The sequence below is a fragment of the Streptomyces sp. NPDC032472 genome (genome assembly GCF_040636955.1).
Taxonomy (GTDB): Bacteria; Actinomycetota; Actinomycetes; order Streptomycetales; family Streptomycetaceae; genus Streptomyces.
This window is the reverse complement of sequence record NZ_JBEZVK010000058.1, coordinates 12,875-31,056: the sequence shown is the minus strand read 5'-3', so window position 1 is coordinate 31,056 and position 18,182 is coordinate 12,875. Positions and strand designations below refer to the sequence as shown.

The 18,182-nt window shown below is 74.7% G+C and carries 13 protein-coding genes; 4 read left to right on the top strand and 9 right to left on the bottom strand.

Annotated features, from left to right (window positions below; translation table 11 throughout):
• Positions 1-140: 140 nt before the first annotated feature.
• Positions 141-2,444 (top strand): LuxR family transcriptional regulator, encoded by a 2,304-nt coding sequence (locus AB0F11_RS29270; RefSeq protein WP_362179923.1) that lies wholly within the window; start codon positions 141-143, stop codon positions 2,442-2,444.
• Between the two features lie 471 nt (positions 2,445-2,915).
• Here AB0F11_RS29270 and AB0F11_RS29265 read toward each other — a convergent pair whose 3' ends face one another.
• On the bottom strand, positions 2,916-3,134 hold the full coding sequence (locus AB0F11_RS29265) for a hypothetical protein (protein ID WP_362179920.1): 219 nt from the start codon (positions 3,132-3,134) through the stop codon (positions 2,916-2,918).
• A gap of 135 nt (positions 3,135-3,269) precedes the next feature.
• Here AB0F11_RS29265 and AB0F11_RS29260 point away from each other — a divergent pair, with 135 nt between their 5' ends.
• Complete coding sequence (locus tag AB0F11_RS29260; RefSeq protein ID WP_362179917.1) at positions 3,270-4,253, top strand: hypothetical protein; 984 nt, start codon at positions 3,270-3,272, stop codon at positions 4,251-4,253.
• Positions 4,254-4,402: 149 nt separating this feature from the next.
• Complete coding sequence (locus tag AB0F11_RS29255; protein ID WP_362179915.1) at positions 4,403-5,386, top strand: AfsA-related hotdog domain-containing protein; 984 nt, start codon at positions 4,403-4,405, stop codon at positions 5,384-5,386.
• Here the strand turns inward: AB0F11_RS29255 and AB0F11_RS29250 are convergent.
• Entirely contained in the window at positions 5,268-6,278 is a 1,011-nt protein-coding gene (locus AB0F11_RS29250; protein WP_362179912.1) for a 4'-phosphopantetheinyl transferase superfamily protein, read from the bottom strand. The genes AB0F11_RS29255 and AB0F11_RS29250 overlap by 119 nt on opposite strands.
• On the bottom strand, positions 6,275-6,532 hold the full coding sequence (locus AB0F11_RS29245; protein ID WP_362179908.1) for an acyl carrier protein: 258 nt from the start codon (positions 6,530-6,532) through the stop codon (positions 6,275-6,277). Before AB0F11_RS29245 ends, AB0F11_RS29250 begins: the two co-directional genes overlap by 4 nt.
• A 147-nt stretch (positions 6,533-6,679) precedes the next feature.
• Between AB0F11_RS29245 and AB0F11_RS29240 the strand changes: the two genes are divergently transcribed.
• Positions 6,680-7,885, top strand: a complete 1,206-nt coding sequence (locus AB0F11_RS29240) for an RNA-guided endonuclease TnpB family protein (RefSeq protein ID WP_362179905.1) — start codon at positions 6,680-6,682, stop codon at positions 7,883-7,885.
• A 30-nt stretch (positions 7,886-7,915) separates the two neighbouring features.
• Here AB0F11_RS29240 and AB0F11_RS29235 read toward each other — a convergent pair whose 3' ends face one another.
• The 6 genes from AB0F11_RS29235 to AB0F11_RS29210 are packed head-to-tail and all read right to left on the bottom strand — an operon-like array spanning position 7,916 to position 18,022.
• On the bottom strand, positions 7,916-9,982 hold the full coding sequence (locus AB0F11_RS29235) for an HAD-IIIC family phosphatase (RefSeq protein WP_362179902.1): 2,067 nt from the start codon (positions 9,980-9,982) through the stop codon (positions 7,916-7,918).
• Positions 9,983-9,987: 5 nt separating this feature from the next.
• Complete coding sequence (locus tag AB0F11_RS29230) at positions 9,988-11,043, bottom strand: 3-oxoacyl-ACP synthase III family protein (protein ID WP_362179900.1); 1,056 nt, start codon at positions 11,041-11,043, stop codon at positions 9,988-9,990.
• Complete coding sequence (locus tag AB0F11_RS29225; RefSeq protein WP_362179897.1) at positions 11,040-14,039, bottom strand: beta-ketoacyl synthase N-terminal-like domain-containing protein; 3,000 nt, start codon at positions 14,037-14,039, stop codon at positions 11,040-11,042. Before AB0F11_RS29225 ends, AB0F11_RS29230 begins: the two co-directional genes overlap by 4 nt.
• On the bottom strand, positions 14,036-14,335 hold the full coding sequence (locus AB0F11_RS29220) for an acyl carrier protein (RefSeq protein ID WP_362179894.1): 300 nt from the start codon (positions 14,333-14,335) through the stop codon (positions 14,036-14,038). Before AB0F11_RS29220 ends, AB0F11_RS29225 begins: the two co-directional genes overlap by 4 nt.
• 52 nt (positions 14,336-14,387) lie before the next feature.
• Positions 14,388-16,226: an acyl-CoA dehydrogenase gene (locus AB0F11_RS29215; RefSeq protein ID WP_362179891.1), complete on the bottom strand. Its 1,839-nt coding sequence runs from the start codon at positions 16,224-16,226 to the stop codon at positions 14,388-14,390.
• Positions 16,223-18,022: a fatty acyl-AMP ligase gene (locus AB0F11_RS29210; RefSeq protein ID WP_362179888.1), complete on the bottom strand. Its 1,800-nt coding sequence runs from the start codon at positions 18,020-18,022 to the stop codon at positions 16,223-16,225. Before AB0F11_RS29210 ends, AB0F11_RS29215 begins: the two co-directional genes overlap by 4 nt.
• Between the last annotated feature and the right edge of the window lie 160 nt (positions 18,023-18,182).

Here is an 18,182-nt window from a genome sequence, read left to right as displayed (position 1 = left end):
GAATTCCCTGACACAAACCGCACTTCACCTGCGGTTGCCTGAACTTCCTGCCATGCAGGCTCCGGTCAGCAGGCAGAGCTGGGAGGGGGAGGAGTGATCGGCGAGGCTGGTGCGCAGTTCCATTGACGGAGGAGGGCACCGTGTCGTACGTGTCGCTCGAGGACACGGGCCGGACGACTTCCGCATCGGCTCCGCATGCCCGCGAGTGGGCGCTGCTGGGCGAGCAGCGCAGGCTCTGTCGGACCTCGGCCAGGTTTGTCGCGCTGAGCGGGGAGCCCTGGATCGGCAAGAGCCATCTGCTGGGCCGGCTGGCGTCGGAAGCCCGGCGCGATGGGTGGACGGTGGCCCGCGGGCGGTCCCCGCGGGGAAACCGCGGGCTTGCGTTCGGGAGCTTGGTGGACGCGCTCGACGATCATCTGGCCGCGGCCGACGGGGATCTGTTCGAGCGGCTCGGCGGTGAGCACGTACAGCACCTGGCGCAGGTGTTCCCGGCGCTCGGGGGACCCGGACTGCCGCAGGAGTACGAGGTGTTCCGCGCGGTACGGGCCCTGCTGGAGCTGCTTGCGGAGCGGACCGGGGTGCTGCTCGTCCTCGACGACGCGCACCGAGCCGGGTCGGAGGTCTGCGACCTGCTGGAGCACCTGCTCCACCATCCGCCCGCCGGTCCGGTGCTCACGGTGGTGGCGTACCGCAGCGGCCCGGCCGCGCGGGGCCTGTCCGGGCTTCCCGACCAGGCGGCTGCCCCGCTGACCCGGATCGGGCTGCGGCCACTGGGCGACGCGGCCGCGCGCGGGCTGCTGCCGGCCGCGCTGAGCCCGCTGCGCCGCGATCTGGTGCTGCGCGACGGGGCGGGCGTACCGGGCCTGTTGCGGGCGCTGGCCCAGGCGGAGACCGAGGGCCCGCGGTCGGTGCGCGGGCCGTACAGCGCGCTCGAACTGTCCACCGGTGTCCCGCCGCTGCTGGCCCCGCCGCCCGGTCTCGACCTGCACGCGCTGAGCTCCCTGGCCTGGCGCACCGCGTGCGCCGCGTCGGTGGTCGGCGACCCCTTCGCGCCCGGCCCGGTCGCCGATACGGCGGGCCTGCCGCCGGCCGACGTACTGCGCGGGGTCGACGAGTTGTACGGCGAGGGGCTGTTGGTGCAGGCCGAGCCGACCGGACGGTTCGCCTTCGCCCGTCCGGCGGTGCGGGCCCTGGTGCACCATGCCTCGGGGGCGGGCTGGCGGCACGGTGCCCGGGAGCGGGCCGTGACCGCCCTGCGCGAGGACCCGGGCAGCCCGGTGCCCGCTCTGTCGGCGCTGCTGGAGCACGCGGCCCCGCTCGGCGGCGATGACCTGGACCTGCTGGAACGGGCGGCGGACGAGGGCCTGTTCCTCCAGCCCGCCCGGGCCGTACGGGCGGCCCGGCGGGTTGCCGTGCAACCGGACGCCCCGCTCTCGGCGCACCTGCTGCTCCAGCGGGCGCTGGTCGTGGCCGGTCGCCCCGCCGAGGCCGTGGCGGGTTACGCCCGGCTGTGGCCGCACCTCCCGGACGCCCCGGCGGCGGAGGCGGCCGGGGCCGTGGTGTGGCGGGCCCGGGCGCTGCGGCTGCTGGGGCAGTACACCCAGGCCCGCGCCGTACTGGAGGAGCCGGGCGGCGGCGACGGGCCGGACACCGCGTACGGTGCCGTGCCAGGCGCGCCGCGGGGTCCGGAGCCGGATCCGGAGCGGGAAACGGAACTGGCCGCGCTGCTGCTGGAGGTGGCGGCCGCGCCCGCCGCGCTGGCGGCGGCCCGGCGGGCCGTGGCGGCCTGCCCGGATCACCTGCCGGCCCGGCGCGGGCACGCCCTGGCGCTGCTGGCGGCTGCCGCGGCGGCCACCGGTTCCGCGGACCTGGCGCGGTCTGCGGCCGACGAGGCCGGGTTGCTGCTGGCGGGGGTCCGCGAGTCCGCGGCGGCCCGGCACCTGGAGGCGCTGCGCTGGCTGGGCGGCGCCGAGGGCGGCCTCGGCGAACCGGTCCGGGCCCGGGACCATCTGGAGCAGGGATTCCGCATGGCGCTCCGGCACGGCCAGGGGCATCTGCTGGGGCGCCTTGCCCTGGATCTGTCGCACTGGTGTCTGGAGTCCGGCGACCCGGTGGCGGCGACCCGTCACGCCGAATTCGCCGAGGCGGAATTCCTCCGCTTCGGCAGCCGAGTGCTCGTGCTCACGTCGAACGCCTTGCGCAACCGCATAGCACGGTCATTCGACGAAAAAGAACGGAAAACTCCCTCAGTTCGGCTGAGCGGCCGCGAGGAGGAAATCGCAGAATTGGTCGGACCCGGTCTCACCAATCAGCAGATCGCCGACCGGCTGAGCATCAGCGTGAAGACCGTGGAGACCTACATGGCCCGGATATTCAAGAAACTCGGCGTGAATTCCAGGGCCCAGGTTGCGCATTTCATCTCGGGCCGGCACTCCGGCCGCTGAACCGCCCGACTCGGCCCGGCGGGCGCGGCTTCGACGGCAGCCCTGCCGCCCCCGGGCGACCGGACACATGCCCGAAGTGTTTGCCAGCGAAAGGACCTGCCGGACGGGCGGCAACACCGGCGCCCCGTCGTGCGGCCAGGAGGCCGACGCGGCGGGGCGCCGCTTTCGGGACCCCGCCGCGCGGAGCGAAAAACCCGTGCGTTCCGTCCGGGTCGACCACAGGGACGGGAGGCCGACCGCGACGGCCGAACCTCTCCGGAACCACCGGCAGGCGCCGCTCGACCGTCGACAAATATGTAGACAAACGGGCAGGTCGCCCCCGGCGACCTGCCCGTCCTACGCCATCGGCGGCGGACCTTCCGGTCCGCCGCCGACTGTTCTTCACTTCTCTTCACGTCCACTGGTCGTCACGCATGCCCGACTCCCCCGTTGTCATCCGCTCGCCATCCACTGTTCCTGCAACCTGCGCGATCAGGACCAGTCGTCGTCCAGCACAACGTACTTCGTTGCATCTGAAACCATCTCACCCTTGGCCGTCACGGCCGCTCCACCCTGCCCCGCCGTCGCGGCTTCCGAGACGCCGACCCCCGCCGTGGCAAGGAATCCGGCGACAACCAGAACGCCGGTCACGATCTTTCGAACTACTACCGTGCCCATCGATACCCCCGTGTGTGCTGCGGTCTCGGGCACTACCTTGCGTTCCCCGGGCATTCGATTCCAAGGCAAACCCGATGTCGTAAACTTGCCTGACAACAAGTTCGCGCCGCCGCGGGGGAGTAACGCAGGATGTCGGATAGCGCCCTCTCTGTTCCTGGTTTCGCCGAATTGGACGACAGCAGTGCCCTGGCCTACCGCAAAGCGGTCCTCCACGGCCGCTATGTCCGGGAGGAGATCGCCGGGTCCCTGGGAACCAGTACCGAGGAGGCCGCGGCCATCGAGCAGGTCCTCACCGCCCTGAGCCTGCTGCGTCCGATGCCCGGTGAGCCCGATCTGCTCGTTCCGGTCAGCCCGGACGCCGCCGCGACCGACCTGGTGGGGGCGACGGAGAGTCACATACGCGAGCTCCAGCAGGCGGTGACCGATGTCCGCACGCGGATGCGCTCGCTGCTGCCCGCGTACTTCGAGAGCCGCCAGCAGCGCAACCAGACCGAGGCCATCGACGTGATCAGCGACGTCGAGGTGCTGCAGGCGATGCTCGACGAGTGGGGCGAGCGCTGCCGCACCGAGGTGCTCACCGCGCAGCCCGGCGGCCCCCGCTCTTCCGAGGCTCTGGCCCGGGTGCGGCCCAAGACCCTGCACCGCCTGGAGCGGGGCGTGCAGATCCGCCACCTCTACCAGCACACGGTCCGCCGGGACCTCGGCACGACCGCCTACGTACGGGCGATCACCTCGGCGGGCGCCGAGGTGCGCACGACGGACGAACTCATCGACCGGATCGTCGTGTACGACCGGGAGGTGGCCTTCCTGCCCGAGCAGCACGTGGTGGGGCGTCAGGCCGGCGCGGTCGTGGTGCGCGAGCCGACGCTCGTGGCGTTCGTGTGCAAGGTCTACGACCACCTGTGGTCGGGAGCCACGCAGTTCACCGCGGACGCGGAGGACACCCCGGAGGTCACCGACGACCTCAAGCGGTCCATCGTCAGGCTGATGGCCCAGGGCTACAAGGACGAGCTGGTCGCCCGGCGCCTGGGCATGTCGGTGCGCACCTGCCGGCGCTACATATCCCAGATCATGCTGGACGTGGAGGCCACCAGCCGCTTCCAGGCCGGTGTGAACGTCGCCCAGACCGGGCTCCTGGACCACCACGGCTGACCACAGCTGACGCACACTCCCGTGCCGGGTGGGTCAGTAGGTGACAGTCAGGAAGCTGCCAGCGGCACGGGCTGGATCCGGCCGGGGCCGGAACGGCAGCCTGTCCTGACGGGAGGCGAAGGACGCACTCCCTCCTGAGGGAGGCGGCGATGGAGAGCACCGCGGTGGCCCCCTGGCCGCTGACGACCACCGCCGCACGCCACCTGGTGCACCGGCCGGGCCGGTCCGCCGGATCGGGGGCCGGCGACGAGGAGTTCGTCCTCACCGGACCGCTCCCCGGCCCGGACCCGCTGGGCGGCACCGCCGCACCGGGGGCCTTCCACGACCTGCAGGCGGCCGCCGAGATGCTCCGCGAGGTGGGCGAGGTCATCGGGCAGGAGCACTTCCGGGTGCCCGCCGACCGCACCGGCATCTTCTACCGGTTCGCCCTCGACGCGGGCGACCTGGAGGCCTGGCGCAGGGGCCCCGGCGAGGCCGAGCTCACCGCCCACGTGCGGGTGTCCGCCGAGAAGGTCCTGGACGGGGTGCCGCGCGCCCTGGAGTTCACGGTCCGCCACGAGATCGACGGGGCCGACGCCGGACACGGCTCGGCCCATCTGCTGTTCCTGCCGCCGCTGCTGCACCGCAACCACCGCGAGAACAGCCGGACGGCGACCCTCAAAGCAGCGGCCGCCGCCGGCTCCGGCGGCGTCCCGGCCCAGGCCCCCGGCGGCCGGCCCGTCGCCCCCGCCGAAGTGGGGCGCACCGACCGCGCGCACGTCCTGCTGCGGGGCGCGGCCGCGAGCGGCGACGGCCGGCTGACGGCCGAGGTGTGCCCGCCGCGCCAGTGGCCGGGCAGCTCCCCCGCCGACACGCACGCCTCCTCCGCGATGCTGCTGGAGACCGTACGCCAGGCCTCGCTGCTGGCGGTGCACCGTACGGGCGGGGCCCCGCCCGAGCGGCTGACGCCGGCCACGCTGCAGCTGCACTTCCGCGGCTACGCCGAGGCCGACCTGCCGCTGCGCGCGGCGGTGGTCACGGGCCCGGCCGCGCCGGACCCGCGGGGACGGCGGCTGGTGCCGCTGACCCTGACGCTGGCCCAGGCGGGGCGGGCGGTCCTGGAGGCCCGTACGACGGTGGCCGAGGACCGCTGAGGACCCCGGCGGGTGCCGGGCCGTGCGGCGCGCGCCGGCTGCGCAGCGCGTCCTCGATCGCGGCCGCGGCCTCCACGTCCAGCATCGTGGTGACCTCGGTGTCCAGGGTCCGGCCGAAGCCCGCGTCGTACACGGCGACGCTGACCCGGTAGCCGGCGCCGCCGTCGCGGCCCTCCAGGGCGAGGGTGCGGAAGGTCCACTCGGTGCCCGCGCCGGCGGTGCCGTCGGGGCGGTGCACCAGGGTGGGCTTCCCGTCGGGCCCGAAGCCGAACTCGGTGAAGCGGAACTGCATCCCCTGCCCGATCGCCTTGCTGTACGCCTCCTTCAGCGTCCACAGCCGCACCAGGTGCGGGTTGCGCTCCTGCTCCGGCAGCTCGGCCAGCCGCAGCCGCTCGTGCGGGGTGCAGATGTGCCGGTCCAGGCCGCCCGCGTACAGGCGCCGGTCGGCGCGCTCGGCGTCGACGCCGACCAGGCCGCGGGTGGTCAGCCCCACGAGCAGCAGGTCCTCGGTGTGGCTGAGGCTGATGTCGATCTGGTCGCAGCCGCGCAGGTACGGCCGCCCGGTCGGCCCGTACATCAGCTCCAGGTCGGCCGCGTCCGCGTGCAGGGCGGCGGCCGCCGCGTGCTTGAGCAGGGTCCGCGAGGCGGCGTACCGCTCGCGGATCTCGGGGTGGGACAGGTCGAGGTAGCGGGCGTAGTCCCGGCCGAGCACGGCCCGCAGCGCCTCCTCGCCGCCGTAACGGGGACGCCAGTCGGCGAGGGTGCCGTGGACGAGCGCGGTGCCGTGGGCGCGCAGGTCGGCGCGGACGGCCGCCGGGTCGGCGCCGCCCGGGCCGAAGGGGATGGGGTCGCCGAGCGCCGCCGCGACGGGCGTGCCCGCTGCTGCCGTCATGCCGGGGTCCGCTCGCCGTGGGCCAGGGCGTGGATCTGGGCGAGGGTGCGGGAGCGCAAGACGGCGGCCACCGGGATCCGGCGGCCGGTGTCCTGCTCCAGGAGCATCACCAGCCGCAGCAGGTGCACCGAGTCCCAGGCGGGCAGGGTGTCGAAGTCCTCGGCGGCCTGCTGGACGGTGACGTCCAGGCCGAGCTCCTCGCGGAGCAGGTCCAGGAACCCCGCGAGGTCCGCCGTGCGGTCGGAGCCGCTCATCTGAGTCCTTTCGTGGATTCCCCGGCTTCAGCCGGGGGCGGAAACGAAGCCCCTGCGGATCAGGGCAAGGGCTGCAATTCGCCGTCAGGGCGGATCGCAGTGCGTTGACCCGCAGGTTTGATCCTTCACCTATGACCCCGCTAGTTTGTGAGCGTGACCACAGGCCATGTGAAGCGTGCTTTCAAGTACCGCTTCCATCCGACCGATGCGCAGGCAGCAGAGCTGTCTCGCACGTTCGGGTGTGTGCGGAAGGTCTACAACCTGGCGCTTGCCGCCCGTACGGAGGCGTGGGCGCGGCAGGAACGGGTCAACTACAGCCAGACATCGGCCATGCTGACGGCGTGGAAGAAGACCGGGGAACTGGCCTACCTCAACGACGTGTCGTCGGTTCCGCTCCAGCAGGCGCTTCGGCACTTGCAGACGGCGTTCGCCAACTTCTTCGCCAAGCGGGCGAAGTACCCGCGCTTCAAGAGCCGGAAGAAGGCGCGGAAGTCGGCCGAGTACACCACGTCCGCGTTCCGTTTCCGTGCCGGGCGGCTGACTCTCGCGAAGATGGCGGAGCCGCTGGACATCGTGTGGTCTCGTCCGCTTCCCGAAGGGGCGACGCCGTCCACGGTGACTGTCTCGCAGGACGCGGCCGGGCGCTGGTTCGTGTCCCTCCTGGTGGAAGACCCGGCCGTCAAGCCGCTTCCCGCCACCGGTACCGCGGTCGGCATCGACGTCGGTTTGGACCACCTGCTGACGCTCTCGACCGGGGAGAAGATCGCTAATCCCCGGCATGAGCGCAGGGACCGTGCGCGGCTCGCCCTGGCCCAGCGCCGCCTGGCGAGGAAGGCCAGGGGCGACGGCGCGAACCGGGCCAAGGCCCGGCAGCGGGTCGCGAAGATCCACGCCCGAATTGCCGACCGCCGCCGGGACCACCTGCACAAGCTGACCACTCGACTCGTGCGTGAGAACCAAACGCTCGTGGTCGAGGACCTGACCGTGCGCAACATGGTCAGGAACCGGGGCCTGGCCCGTGCCATCAGCGACGCGGCGTGGGCGGAGTTCCGGAGCATGCTGGAGTACAAGGCTGCCTGGTACGGGCGGGAAGTGATCGCGGTGGACCGCTTCTTCCCGTCCTCCAGGCTGTGCTCGCATTGCGGCATCCTGCAAGAACGGATGCCGCTGCACGTACGCACCTGGACGTGCGCGGACTGCGGCGCGACCCATGACCGGGACGTGAACGCAGCGGAGAACCTTCTGGCCGCCGGGCTGGCGGTGACAGTCTGTGGAGCCGGTGTAAGACCTCAACGGAGCACTCCGAGCGGGCAGTCGGCGACGAAGCAGGAAACCCCACGGCGCGAGCCGTAGGAGTCCCCCTCCTTCAGGAGGGGGAGGAAGTCAAGCACTGTCTCCTTCGTCGGGTCCTGCGGGCGTGAAGCGGGCCCGCAGGCGCAGGTGGGCCGGTACGGGGGGCGGTTCGGCCAGGTCGTGGGCGAAGCGCAGCCCGTCCGGGGCGGTGTCACGGGCTCCTGCTCCCGCCCCTGTTCCCGCTCCCGCTGCTGTTCCTGTTCCTGCCGGCTCCTCCGTGAAGCCGAGCGAGGGGTACAGGTCGCGGACGCGGCCGTTGGCGCGGGTGGGCACGTACCGGGCGTGGACCGCGGGGATCCCCCGGGCCTTGGCGTGGTGCAGCAGCGCGGCGAGCGCGCCGTGCTCGACGCCGCGGGCCAGGGCCCGGCAGCTGAGCAGCATGTTGTCGATGTGCAGGCTGCCGTCGGCGGCGGTGCGGGTGAACAGGGCGCCGACCAGCCCGCTGTCGCCGAACCGGTCGCGCAGGTGCACGGCGAGCAGCAGCCGGTCGGGGCGGGCGGCGAGTTCGGCGACGGCCTCGGGGGGCAGCCGTTCGCCGGTCAGGTTGAACTGGTTGGTGCGCAGGGTGAGCTGGGCGAGGCGGTCGAGCTCGCGTGGTTCGGGCGGGGCGATGCGCACCTCGAGCTCCAGCTCGCGCAGGTAGTCCTCGTAGGAGCCGGTGTGCTCGCGCAGCTCCTCGCGGGCGGCGGCCTGGCGGTACTGGCCGGTGCGGTGGCGGTCGTCGTCGGTGGTGTGCGGGGTGTCGAACCAGCCGTCGGCGAGGAGGCGTTCGACGTGCAGGGCGGGCTCGTCGGCGCTGAGCGGGACGACGGGGGTGCCGGGCAGGTGGCGGCGGATCAGGGCCCGCTCGGCGGCGGAGTCGTCGGCGAGGACGAGGGCGTCGGCGGCGATGCCGAGGCGGGCGGCGATGTCGCGGAGGTTGCCGTCCTTGGGATCCCAGTTCGCGTTGATCCGTACGAAGTCCTCCGGGCGCAGGACCATGTCGGGGTGGTCGCGCAGCACGTCGAGGACGGGTGCCTCGTCGTTCTTGCTGCTGACGGCGAGCAGCACGCCCTGCGCGGCCAGCTGTTGCGCGGTGCGCTGCAGGGCCGTGTACGGCTCTCCGCGCAGGCCCCCGCCGGGGGCGATGCCGTCGGGGCCGTCCTCGCTGAGGATGCCGTCCCACAGGGTCCGGTCCAGGTCGAGGACCAGGCACTTCTTGGTCATGCCGCGGCGGGCGCGCAGGACGTGGACGGCCTCGCGGGCGAGGGCGGCGAACAGGTGCGGGCCGAAGGCGGTGCGGGCGTAGAGCTCCAGGCGGGTGTCGGTGGCGGGGCCCTGGGCGGCGGCGACCAGCGGATCGAGGTCGACGACGTGCAGGCCGGGGTGGTCGGCGGTCAGGCGCAGCAGCCGGGCGTTGAACTCCCGCCACACCGCGCCGAGCAGGGCGCGGCGGCCGAGGCCGACGATCCGGCGGGGGTGGCGGGCGGGCAGGGGCAGGGTGGTGAGGACGAGGGCGCCGGTGCCGTGGGCGGTGTGCGCGGCGGCGGCGGTGAGGCGCTCCAGCAGGCGTGCGCAGGCCTCCTCGACGTCGGGCACGTCCCAGGGGGAGGGCAGGGCGCCGAAGACGGCGTCGGCCTCCAGGACGCAGAGGGTCAGCTCGGGCCGGGCCCGGCGCAGCGGGCCGTCGGGGTCGGTGAGATCGCGCAGCCAGCCGCCGAAGTCGCCGGTGACCAGGCGGGTGAGCAGACCGTGACGGGCGAGTTCGGCCGTGAGGGGATCGCCGAGCGGGGTCACGGTGGAGTGCCCGGTGAGCGCGACGGTGACGGCGGCCACCCCGGGGTGGTGGGCCAGGACCTCGTCGACGTCCAGCCCGGCCAGCATCCGACCGCAGCGCAGCAGGTCGTCGGTGAGCGCGGCCGGCTCCCGCTCGCCGTCGTCGAGCAGCTCGGCCAGCAGCCCCGGCACGCGGGGCCACTCCTGCCCCAGCAGCCCTGCGTCGCGCAGCGCCCGCAACCGCACGACCACCGTTCCGGCGGCAGGAGCGGCAGGAGCGGCAGGAGCGGCAGGAGCGGCAACCGCATCCGGCAGGGCGGCCGTCGGGGCGGCCGTGGTCACGGGCGTCACTGGTCCTCCCGGGGCTTTTCGAGGGTGAGGCCGGCCTTGATCCATTTGCTGGACTCGACGACCACGGACACGGCCTTCGCGCCCGGGGTCATCTCGGGCAGCAGCCGGTCGAGCTGGAGCAGCGGCAGGGCGTTGCCGGTGTTGCCGGTCTCGGCCACGCAGGAGACCTCGCGGGCGGCGGGGGCGTACAGGCCCTCGACGATGCGCTGCGTCATCCGGCCCGACAGCTGCGGCGGCAGCAGGAAGTCGAGCTCCTCGGCGCGCCACCCGGTGGACTCCAGCAGCTCCCACAGGATCTCGCCGGCCAGGGCGGGGACCTGCGCCTCGATGGCCTTGTAGTCCTCGAACATCATCAGGCGGTCCGGGTCGGGCCGGGCGGCTCCGTGCCAGTCGACGATCTGCCCGGCAGGCCGGCCGAGGCCGGTGAAACGGTTCAGCAGGCTGCGGACGGCGACGCCCTCCCCCAGCGGCTCGGCGCTGACCACCGCGGCCCCGGCGCCGTCTCCGAACAGCACGTAGTTGACGAGCTCCTGGGAGGACAGCCCGGCCACGTCCCGCCCGGCGTCCAGGAAGCGGGCCGTGACGTCCCCGCCCACGACGAGCCCAATGCGGTGGCCCCCGGCCAGCAGGGCGCGGGCCACGTCCAGGGCCTGCACCGCTCCGGCGCACCCGCCCTGGAGCTGGTACGCGGGCAGGTGGTTCAGCCCGAGCCGGTCGGCGACCGCGGTGGCCGTGGTGGGCAGCAGGGTGTCCGGGGTGGCGGTGGTCAGGACCAGGAAGTCCAGCTCCGCCGGCTCCAGGCCGGCCGCGTCCAGGGCCCGTACGGCGGCCTCGGCACACAGGTCGGCGAGGCTGTGCGTGGCGGCGCCGGTGACCGGGTCCCAGCCGAAGTGGCGGGTGCGGGTGCCGACGAACGCGTCGATCCACTCCTCGCTCAGGTGGAACACCTCGTCCATCACGGTGTTGTCGACGGGCGGGCCGGGCAGCGCGGCCCCGGTCCCGGCGAGGTGGAACAGGGGTGCGGTGGCGGTCTGCGAGGTCTGCGCGGTCATATGGCGGCTCCCACCGTGATCCACTCCTGTACGAACTCGGCGAGGGTGCCCACCGAGCGCAGCGCGGGCAGCAGCTGCTGGACCGTGATGCCGGCGGCCTGCGGCAGCCGGGTCTCGATCCGGTCCTTGAGCTGCATGATCATCACGGAGTCGAACCCGAGGTCCTCGTAGAACCTGGCCCCCGCGTCGACCCGCTCGCGCGGGTACTCCCCCACCTGGACGACGGCCTCGACCACGGCGGCGAGCACCGGATCCCGCTCCGCGTCCACGGCGGCGGTGGCGGGCACGGCCCCTCCCCCACCCGCGGCCGGAGCGGCAGTCTCCCCGCGCCCGGCCGGCTCCGCACCGCCGGCCCCCGCCGCGGCCGGCCGGGCCGCCGGCTGCTGCCAGAACCGGTGCTCGGTGGAGAAGGCGTACGGCGCGAGCCGCTCCGCCCTGCGGTGACCGGGCTCGTACAGCTCGTCCCAGGACGGCTCCGCGCCCGCCCGGTACAGGTCGGCCAGGGTCTGCGCGAGCTCGGCGGCCCCCGCGCCGCGCCCGGGGGCCGGGTGCAGCAGCCGGGTGCCCGACGGCAGCCCGGCCCGCCCGGCGAGCTGCACGAGCTGCGGCAGCGGGCCGATCTCCACCAGGCAGGTCGCACCGGTCTCGGCGACCAGCGCGCCCAGCGCGTCGGCGAACCGGACCGGGGCGGCGGCCTGTTCGGCCCAGTACGCGGCGTCCGGCGCCTCCTCACCCAGGACGCGGCCGCGGGAGGTGGAGGCGAAGGGGATCCGGGCGGGCGCCGACGGCGGCGCCTGCCCGAGGATCTCCTCGGCGTCGGCCCGGAAGCCGGGCAGGGCCGGGGCGATCAGCGGGGAGTGGAAGGCGTGGCCGACGCGCAGTTCGCGGCTGTCGATGCCGCGTACGCGCAGCACGCCCGAGGCCCGGGCGAGCGCGTCCCGCGGCCCGGACAGCACCGTGTCGGCGGGCCCGTTGACGGCGGCGAGCGCCAGCTCCGGTTCGACGGCGAGCAGTCCGGCGACGGCGTCCTGCCCGGCCCGTACGGCGAGCATGCCGCCGCCCTCGGGCAGCCGGTCCATGTGCGCGGCGCGCGAGGCGACCAGGCGGGCCGCGGCGTCGAGGTCGAGGAGCCCGGCGGCGACCGCGGCCGGGTACTCGCCGATGCTGTGGCCGAGCACGGCGTCGGGGACGACGCCCAGGTCGGCGAGGGTGGCGGTGAGCGCGTGGGCGACGGCGAACAGCGCGGGCTGGGCCCAGCGGGTGCTGTGCACGGCCGGGTCCTCGGCGAGGATCAGCTCGCGCACCGAGCCCCCGGTGTACGGGCGCAGCGCCTCGTCGACGGCGTCGAGGTGGCGGCGGTAGAGCGGCGACTCCCGGTACAAAGCAGCGCTCATGCCGGGTTCCTGGGCGCCCTGCCCGGTGTAGAGGAAGGCGACGACCGGGGCGTGCCGGACGCGTTCGGCGATGCCGGCGCGCAGCCGCTCGTCCTCGGCGGCGGTGCGCAGGGCGGCGGAGAGGGAGGCGGTGTCGCGGGCGGTGAACGCGGCCCGGTAGGGCAGGCCGGCCTTGACCCGGTTGCTGGACCAGCACACGGCGGCGGCGTCCCCGCGCGGGCGGCGGGCGAGGACGTCGGCCTGGGCGGCCAGGTTGCGGCGCAGCGCCTCGGGGGTGTCGCCGGAGACGGTGAACACCCCGACGGGGGCCTGCGTACGGGCGGGGGCGCCCGCCAGCGGGCGGACCGGGGTGCGGGCCGTGCGCGGGGCGGTGGCGAGGACGGCGTGGGCGTTGGTGCCGCCCATGCCGAAGCTGCTGACGCCGCCGACGACCTCGCCGGCGGGCAGCCGTACGGGGGCGCCCAGCAGCCGAAGGCCCCGTTCGGCCAGGCGCAGCTGGGGGTTCTCGCGGGCGGCGAAGCGGCTGGCGGGCACGATGCGGTGGTGCAGGGCCAGGGCGGTCTTGATCAGGCCGGCGATGCCGGAGGCGCCCTCGGTGTGCCCGATGTTGCCCTTGACGGAGCCGAGCCCGACCGGCTGCTCGCGCGGTACGCCGTGCACCTCACCGAGGGCGGCGCACTCGATGATGTCGCCGAGGACGGTGCCGGTGCCGTGGGCCTCGACGAAGCGGACCTCCTCGGGGGCGATGCCGGCGCGGCGGCAGGCGGCGGCCACGACCTCGCGCTGCGACCAGCGGCTGGGGGCGGTGACGCCGTTGCTGCGGCCGTCCTGGTTGACGGCGGTGCCGCGGATGACGGCGTAGACGCGCTGCCCGTCGGCGATCGCGTCCTCCAGGCGCCGCAGGACGACGACGCCCGCGCCGTCGCTGCGGCCGATGCCGTCGGCGTCGGCGCTGAAGGGCTTGCAGCGGCCGTCGGGTGCGGCCAGGCCCATCTGCCGGTAGACCAGCCCCAGCGCCGGGGTCAGCACCAGGTTGACGCCGGCGGCCAGCGCCGTGCCGCACTCCCCCGACAGCAGGGAGTTGACGGCGAGGTGGACGGCGACGAGGGAGGAGGAGCAGGCGGTGTCGACCGCGAGGCTCGGCCCCTTGAGGTTGAGGTGGTACGAGATCCGGTTGGCGATCATGCCGGTGCTGCTGCCGGCGCCGAGCTGGGGCGTGACGCGGGCGTAGTCGCCCATGTGCAGCTGCGCCCACTCGCTGCCCATGACGCCGACGAACACGCCGGTGTCGCTGCCGGCGAGGGTGGCGGCGGCCCGGCCGGAGTCCTCCAGGGCCCGCCAGGCGCACTGGAGCAGCAGCCGCTGCTGCGGGTCCATGGCGGCGGCCTCGCGCGGGGCGATGGAGAAGAAGTCGTTGTCGAAGACGGCGATGTCGTCCAGGAACCCGCCGTGGACGGCGTCGTCGAAGCCGGCCCCGTCCCGGCGGGCGGCGGGCAGGGCGCCGATGGCGTCGCCGCCGCGCATCAGGAGCTCCCAGAAGGCGTCGGCGTCCGGCGCCCCGGGGAAGACGCAGTCCATGCCGACGACGGCGACGGGGGTCATCGCCGGTGTTCCGGGGCCAGGACCGCGCCGTGCAGGGCCAGTTGGCCGGCGAGCGCGGCCACCGTGGGGTGGTCCCAGGCCAGCTGCGGGTCCAGCGGCAGGCCGAAGACGTCCTCGATGTCGCCGCACAGGCTCAGCGCGCACACCGAGTCCATGCCGTACTCGGCGAGCGGCACGTGCGGGTCGATGGTCTCCGGCAGCCGGTCGAGGTAGACGGCGATGCGGGCGGTCACCCACTGCTGCAGGGGTACGAGGGCGTGCCGGGCCGGGGCGGGCGGGGGCGGGGAGGTGTGCATTCCTGGGCTCCTTGTGCTGTCGGGCTGTCTTCGGGCGTCTCGGGGCGAACGGTCAGCCCGCCAGCGGGGCGTTGTAGAGGTCGAAGCTGCGGCGGTCGCCGAAGCGGGCCAGGACTTCCTGGTGCACCCGGGCGGTGCACTCGGCCGGCAGCTCGGGCACGGGGGTGCCCAGGCGCCGGGCCAGGCGGTGCAGGGCGGCCGCCGCCCAGGAGGGGTCGGCCAGGAAGGGGTCGGGGCCGCCGCGGTTGTGCCGCCACACGCCGAGGACCGCGGCGGCGGCCAGCACCAGGACGTAGCGGTCGGTCAGTGCGAACCAGGCCGGGCCGACGGCCGTGCCCGAGTCGGGCGGCGGCAGGGCGAGGACGCGGGCCCGCAGCTCGGCCAGCTCGGCGCAGAGCCGGCCGGCCAGGGTGTGCAGGGTCCGCTCGGCGGGGCTGGTGCCGAAGGAGAGGGCGGCGGTCTCGGCGAGGGTGGCGCTGAGGCTGTCGCGGCCGCTGGCCAGGGCCAGCCCGGCCGAGTCGAACGCGGGCAGCGGCGCGCCGGGCCGGAACAGCTCGGCCGGTGCCTCGGCCGTCCGGAACCAGGAGGTCCCGGCGAGGGCGGTGAGCTGCGGGATGATCGTGGCCTGGCAGGCGACGGTCCCGGCGTGGCCGAGGCTGACCACGGGCACGTCCCGGACGTGCTTCTGGAAGATCCCGACCGTGCCCTCGCGGGTGTAGACCTCCGAGCCCAGGACGGTGGTCAGGTCGTACATGGTGCCGCTGAGGATGCGCGGCAGCAGGGCCTTGACCGCCGAGGAGTACACGCTCGTCTCGGCGGGCAGCAGGTGCAGGGCCCGGGTGGTGGTGACGGCGAGGCAGTCGTACATCAGGAGGTCGGTGAAGGCCCCGGTCAGCGTGGCGGCGGTGTGCTGCGGGTCGACGGGGGCGCGGCCGGCCCGGCCGGGGCCCTGCGAGTGGTCCACGAGGACGGCGGTGCGCAGCGCGGTGTCCACGGCGGCCGCCGACAGGGAGGCCATCAGGGTGCGGCTGACCTGGAAGGAGCGCAGGGCGGTGACCACGCCGGTGCCGGCTGCGCCGAGCAGGGCGTGGTCGGGCACCGGGCACGCGTCGAGCTCGACGCCCGCGAAGAAGCAGCCGCGCAGGCCGAGGGCGGGCGGGCGGCGGGTGACGCGGTAGCGGTCGGCGGGCAGGGTGTGCGGGTCGAGCAGCAGCGCGGAGTGCGCGGCGGTGGAGCCGGGGCGGTCGTCGGTACGGGCGAACAGCACGAGGGCGTCGGCCCGGTGGAGGTTGAGGACGACGGGCTTGCTGCCGGTGACGGTCCAGCCGCCGGACGGGGCGGGGGCGGCCCGTACCTGACTGCGGACGAGGTCGTTGGTGTGGGCGGTCTCGTGCTGGGCGATGGCCGCGCGGGAGCCGGCCAGCATGCGGCCGGCGAGCCAGTCGCGCTGGGCGCGGCTGCCGTGCATCCAGACGTCGTTGGCGGCCATGAAGGAGGTCATGCCGTAGCCGGCGCCGAGCGCGACGTCGCGGCGGAACACCGGCCGCATCAGGCGCAGCAGGGTCTCGGCGGAGTCGAAGCGGCCGCCGAGGGAGGTGGGCACGTACTCGCGGTTCATCCCGAACCCGTCGAGCAGGGCCTCGCCGTCGGCGCTGGGCACGGCCCGCCGGTCGGCGGCGAGCAGCGCGTCGTGGCCGACGGGGTTGGCGGGGTCGGCGGGGTCCCCGAGGAGGGCCTCCAGCCGGGCGACCCGCTCGTCGGCGGCGGCCTGCGCGCTCGCGGCCGCCTCGTACGCATCCACGGTGGCGGGCGCGGGCGCGGGCGCGGCGGGGGCGTACGGGCGGGCCGGGTCCGCCGGGGCCGCGGGCCGCAGGGCCTGCGGCACCCTCATCGGGCGCCGCCCGGGGCGGTTTCGCGGCCCGGGGAGAAGGCGTACAGGCCCTGCGGGTGGGTGAGGGCGCGGACGGCGGGGTCCACGGTCTCGAAGAGCGGGGACAGCCGGCCCTCCAGGAACAGCTTGCGCATCAGGCTGCGCTGGACCTTCCCGCTGGTGGTGCGCCGCAGGGTGCCCGGCCGGACCAGGACGATGTTGCCGGCGGGGACGTCGAAGTCCCGGCCGACCAGCGTCTGGATGCGGTGCACCAGCTCCTGGAGGCGGTCCGCGTCGGCGCCCGCCGCGCGGACCTCGTGCACGACGACCAGCTGCTCGCGGTCGGTCTCCACGGTGAACACCGCGCCGTGGCCGGCCCCGAGCGCCGGGCTGAGGTCGCGCACGGCCCACTCGACGTCCTGCGGGTAGATGTTGCGCCCGTTGAGGATGATGACGTCCTTGAGCCGGCCGGTGACGTACAGCTCGCCGTCGGCCAGCGCCCCGAGGTCGCCGGTGCGCAGCCAGCCGCCGGAGCCGCCGGCGAGGCGGCCGTGGAAGGTCTCGGAGGTGTCCAGCGGGCGGCCCCAGTAGCCGCGGGCCACGCTGTCGCCGCGCAGCCAGATCTCGCCGACGCGCCCCTCGGCCAGCTCGCCGCCGGCGACGGGGTCGACGATGCGGACGTCGAAGTCCTCGGCGCGGATGCGGCCGCTGGAGACCAGGGTGCGCCCGCCCGTCCCGGGGACGGCGGGGGCCAGCACGTCCTGCTCCAGGGCGGCTTCGTCGACGGTGAGCCTGTTGTGGGCGGTGCCGGGGGCGCCGCCGGAGACGACGAGGGTGGCCTCGGCCAGGCCGTAGCCCGGGTAGAGGCTCTCGGCGCGCAGCCCGGCCGGGGCGAAGCGGCGGGCGAAGGCGTCCATGGTGGCGGCGCGGACCGGCTCGGCGCCGCACAGCGCGAGGCGCCAGGTCGACAGGTCCAGCGTGGCGAGCTGCGCGTCGGTGACGCGGCGGGTGCACAGGTCGTAGCTGAAGTTGGGGCCGCCGCCCACGGTGAGCCCGTAGTCGCCGATGGCCTGCAGCCAGCGCATGGGGCGCCGGATGAACGAGGTCGGCGACAGGTGCACGGAGAAGGAGCCGAGGAACAGCGGGTGCAGCAGGTGCGCGATGAGGCCCATGTCGTGGTAGTGCGGCAGCCAGCTGACGAACCGGTCGTCTCCGGTGGTGCCCAGCATGTGCTGCAGCGCCTCCTGGTTGGCCATCAGGTTGCGGTGGCTGACCATCACCCCGCGCGGCTGCGAGGTGGAGCCGGAGGTGTACTGGAGGAACGCCAGGTCGTCCGGCCCGGTGCGCGGCGGCTGCCAGGCGGCCGGGTCGGCCGCGGGGTCCTCGACGTCGGTGGCCAGGCACACGGTCTCGCCGCGCCCGGCCATCGCCAGCCACAGCGAGGCCTCGGGGGCGTTGGCTGAGTCGGTCAGCACCATGCGGGCGCCGGTGTCCTTGAGGATGCCGGAGACGCGCTGGAGGCGCTCGCCGCGGTCGCCGGGCAGCGGGGCGGGCACGGCGACGGCACCCGCGTACAGGCAGCCCATGAACGCCTTGAGGAAGTCGGGGCCGGGCGGGTACAGCAGCAGGACGGGCTGGCCCTGGGCTCCGTGCTCGCACAGCCGGACCGCCAGGGCGCGGGCCTTGCGGTCGAGTTCGGCGTACGTCACGTGCTCGGCGCCGCCCGCGTCGTGCAGGAAGACCTGCGCGTCGGCGCTGCCCCGGCTCGCGGCGCGGTCGCGCACCAGATCCGTGAACGTGCTGAATCCAGCGGTCAACTCGGGCCCCCTCGTGACATTTCCCCGGCAATGCCACGGCATGGTTCCCGGACGGCCTAAAGCAGGGCTTGCGGACGGCTGCGGCACCGGCAAAGGGGTGCCCGCGGGCGGGCGGCGGGGGCGGGAGGGGTCGACGGCCACCGGGCAGGGGCCGGGTCAC

Bases quoted from the DNA above. Each gene is read 5' to 3' on its own strand.
- AB0F11_RS29245 (WP_362179908.1), bottom strand. From the start codon at position 6,532: ATGAGCGGCTCCGACCGCACGGCGGACCTCGCGGGGTTCCTGGACCTG.
- AB0F11_RS29255 (WP_362179915.1), top strand. From the start codon at position 4,403: ATGGAGAGCACCGCGGTGGCCCCCTGGCCGCTGACGACCACCGCCGCA.
- AB0F11_RS29250 (WP_362179912.1), bottom strand. From the start codon at position 6,278: ATGACGGCAGCAGCGGGCACGCCCGTCGCGGCGGCGCTCGGCGACCCC.
- AB0F11_RS29225 (WP_362179897.1), bottom strand. From the start codon at position 14,039: ATGACCCCCGTCGCCGTCGTCGGCATGGACTGCGTCTTCCCCGGGGCG.
- AB0F11_RS29215 (WP_362179891.1), bottom strand. From the start codon at position 16,226: ATGAGGGTGCCGCAGGCCCTGCGGCCCGCGGCCCCGGCGGACCCGGCC.
- AB0F11_RS29220 (WP_362179894.1), bottom strand. From the start codon at position 14,335: ATGCACACCTCCCCGCCCCCGCCCGCCCCGGCCCGGCACGCCCTCGTA.
- AB0F11_RS29230 (WP_362179900.1), bottom strand. From the start codon at position 11,043: ATGACCGCGCAGACCTCGCAGACCGCCACCGCACCCCTGTTCCACCTC.